General features: G+C 55.6%; 3 protein-coding genes and 1 pseudogene. 3 read left to right on the forward strand and 1 reads right to left on the reverse strand.

Annotated features, from left to right (window positions below):
- The 3 genes from L0H14_RS12230 to L0H14_RS12240 form a co-directional block, all read left to right on the forward strand.
- A partial coding sequence (locus L0H14_RS12230; RefSeq protein ID WP_301421972.1) for a (Fe-S)-binding protein occupies positions 1-1,380 on the forward strand: 1,380 nt, incomplete at its 5' end.
- Between the two features lie 39 nt (positions 1,381-1,419).
- The gene (locus tag L0H14_RS12235) at positions 1,420-1,821 is read left to right on the forward strand and encodes a glycerophosphodiester phosphodiesterase family protein (RefSeq protein WP_301421973.1); all 402 of its coding nucleotides are present in this window, start codon (positions 1,420-1,422) and stop codon (positions 1,819-1,821) included.
- An 81-nt stretch (positions 1,822-1,902) separates the two neighbouring features.
- On the forward strand, positions 1,903-2,409 hold the full coding sequence (locus L0H14_RS12240; protein ID WP_301419685.1) for a flavodoxin family protein: 507 nt from the start codon (positions 1,903-1,905) through the stop codon (positions 2,407-2,409).
- A gap of 290 nt (positions 2,410-2,699) precedes the next feature.
- Here L0H14_RS12240 and L0H14_RS12245 read toward each other — a convergent pair.
- A pseudogene (locus L0H14_RS12245) lies at positions 2,700-3,034 on the reverse strand (alanine dehydrogenase); the annotation flags it as partial.

Genomic DNA, 3,034 nt, shown 5'->3' on the forward strand with positions numbered 1-3,034 from the left:
GTGATGTCTCGATTCAAGGGCCTCTTTGACCCAGACGACCTGTTGAACCCCGGAGTTGTGGTGCGGCCCAAGCCGCTTGATGCTGACCTACGCCGTCCTGGTGCAGCGACCATGACGGCGTCCGATGGTTTTGCATTTGCCCACGATGACGGAAACTTCACCAACGCCATTCATCGGTGCGTTGGCCTCGGCAAATGTCGTGCCGATACACGCGAAGACGGTGGATTTATGTGCCCGTCCTACATCGCTACCCGGGACGAGAAAGATTCAACCCGAGGCCGAGCACGCGCGCTGCAAGAAATGCTCAACGGTGGCGTCGTCTCGGATGGATGGGCTTCACCCGAAGTACACGAAGCCCTGGATCTGTGCCTGAGCTGTAAAGCCTGTGCCAATGATTGTCCAACGGGCGTTGACATGGCCACCTATAAATCCGAAACCCTGCACCGCACCTACCAGGGCAGACTCCGGCCACGCTCGCACTACACACTTGGACGGCTGCCGCAGTGGTTACGTTTGGTCGGTCCATTTGGTCGCCTTGTCAATGCCCTGGGCAAGATCACGCCCCTGCGAAAAGCCATGCTGTTTGCCATGGGGGCCGATAGTCGACGTGCGATGCCCACGTTAGCCGCAAAATCGTTTCGACGTCTACGCAAGAATGTGCGGACCACCGCGAAACCAGAAGGTACAAAGGTTGTGCTCTGGGTTGATTCGTTTACCGACCATCTGAACCCAGAGATCGCCCTAGACGCCGTCACCGTGTTGGAGGCTGCCGGTTGTGAGGTCACGATAGCTGAACCTGACATCTGCTGCGGTCTCACCCTGGTAAGCACAGGCCAGCTGCCAGCAGCCAAACGAGAACTCACCAACACCGTCGAGGTCTTACACCCGTATGTTGCAGCCGGCTATACGGTGGTCGGCCTGGAACCCAGTTGTATCGCTACCTTGCGGTCAGACCTGGTCGAGCTCCTGCCCCAAGAACCTGGCGCCCGGGAAATTGCCAAACAGGTCAAAACTGTTGCCGAACTCTTGGATGCCTTGGACTGGCAACCACCTCAGCTGGATCGTAAACTCCTGATCCAACCACACTGTCACCACTATGCGATTATGGGCTTTGAGACAGACCAAAAATTCCTAGAGAATCTTGGTTGTGACGTCGAAATTTCTGCCGGCTGCTGCGGTATGGCGGGCAATTTCGGTATGGAGCAAGGTCACTACGAGGTCTCAGTAAAAGTCGCTGAAGACGGCATCCTCGACAAAATCCGCCAATCACCCGACCGTGAGGTTTTGGCGGATGGATTTTCCTGCCGCACCCAAATCACCGACCTGGACGGTACGAGCAGCAAACACTTGGTGCAACTTATCGCAGAACACCTGAGATGAAGAAGTGGGCCGATACGCCGCACTGGCGCATGGGATCGCGTGCTCATTGCGTCATTTCGTGATGCTCATCGTCGGCGGTTCTTTAGCCACGTTCGAGCGGAAGAACCCGTCGTTGCTTCCTCGGGTGGGGTTGAAACAGTGGCTCGATTATTGCTGGCGCATTACCTAGGTATATTCACCAGCGTTGTACGACAGCTGCGCAAAAATTTACCGCTTCATGCCATTCAAGTACCCATTCGGTGGAGACCGGTTCGAGTCGTCACGAAACGGTTCGTAGCTGCGTGCCATCGGGCAGGCATTGCTGTTCATGTTTGGGTCGTGAATGAACAAGACCAGATGGAGTGGTTGCTAGAGATGGGAGTCGACGGACTCGTGACTGATAACGGTGATGGGCTTGCTCGAGTTCTTGGGGCTCGCGGTCAATGGCCACAGCGCCTATAAGTGCTCGATAGCCCTCGGGCATCCTGCTGAACCTGCCCTGCACCCTTCCCGATCGCTAGCTGAATGTGACATTCTGAGGTTATGACGCAGCTTCTGGTGATTCATCATGCTCCGACCTATAGCGTTCAGCAATTGCTCGATGCAGCAGTTAGGGGAGCCAACCATCCTGATATTCAGGGCGTCGAAGTCACCTCGATGCCGGCCCTGGCATGGGCTCGGGGTGAAGCAGACGAGACCACTATTCAGCAGGCTGCCGGCTACTTATTCATTACGCCTGCCAATTTCGGCTACATGAGTGGCGCGCTCAAACACGTCTTCGACAGCATCTTTTTGAAGATTGGTGGCTCCTTGAACGAGACCGGTGGTGCAAGTACCGGTAGTGGCACCATGCGCCGTCGTCCTTATGGGTTGATTGTCCACGGCCGGTACGACACAACTGGAGCGGTTCGCTCGGTGGAGGGAATTGTTGGTGCGTTGGGGTGGCAACTCGGAGGCGAGATTCTGGAATCGATGGGGGACGTCACCGAGGAGCATCTTGCCGATGCTGAAGACCTAGGGGCTACTTTGGCGATCCAACTCATGGTTTGATGGATACAAAAATCCCCCAGGTGCGCATGGAGAGGCGTGGGGGGATGTACGGGCTCGGCACCGCATCCGACTGGACAGTTACGAGGGGTCGTCGGGAGAAAGCTCGTGAGTGTACGTATTGTCTATTGATATAAGGGTGTAGTCTCCGTTGCATTCGTGTCGGTGAAATGTAATGTAGCCGTATCGTCATGACATGCAACTCACGCGACAAGTTTTACCAGTTGGACTTGAAACTTGTGGTAGTTGCAATAAGGACGAAGAATAGGTCCCCGTGTTATGGCATAGTCCGCCTACGTTGTTTGTACATGAGGATACTGTGCATCGCGGTTTTGGAACTGCAGAATGTCCGGGTTTTTGATCACACCGTCGTGGATCTCGATCGCTCGCGAGATGGTGGGGTCCTTCGCCCAGGAGGCTGATCCTTCCATGACTGTGCGGAGGTGCGGCAGAATCGCTTCGCTAATTTCCCAGGTTGCTGAGTTCCACAGGTATGACGGGCTGTGGTCAACGGCGTAGTAGTTCACACCCTGCCCAACGGTGAACATTGGGTCATCGAATCCAGTGGGGACTGCCCATTCGAAGCCCATCCCTTCGTCACACGAGACGTCGATGATCAGGCTGCCTG

Origin of the sequence: Yaniella sp., assembly GCF_030453185.1 — a bacterium.
Classification (GTDB): domain Bacteria; phylum Actinomycetota; class Actinomycetes; order Actinomycetales; family Micrococcaceae; genus Yaniella.

Excerpts from the sequence above, each read along its gene's own strand:
- L0H14_RS12240 (WP_301419685.1), top strand. The coding sequence starts at position 1,903 with ATGACGCAGCTTCTGGTGATTCATCATGCTCCGACCTATAGCGTTCAG.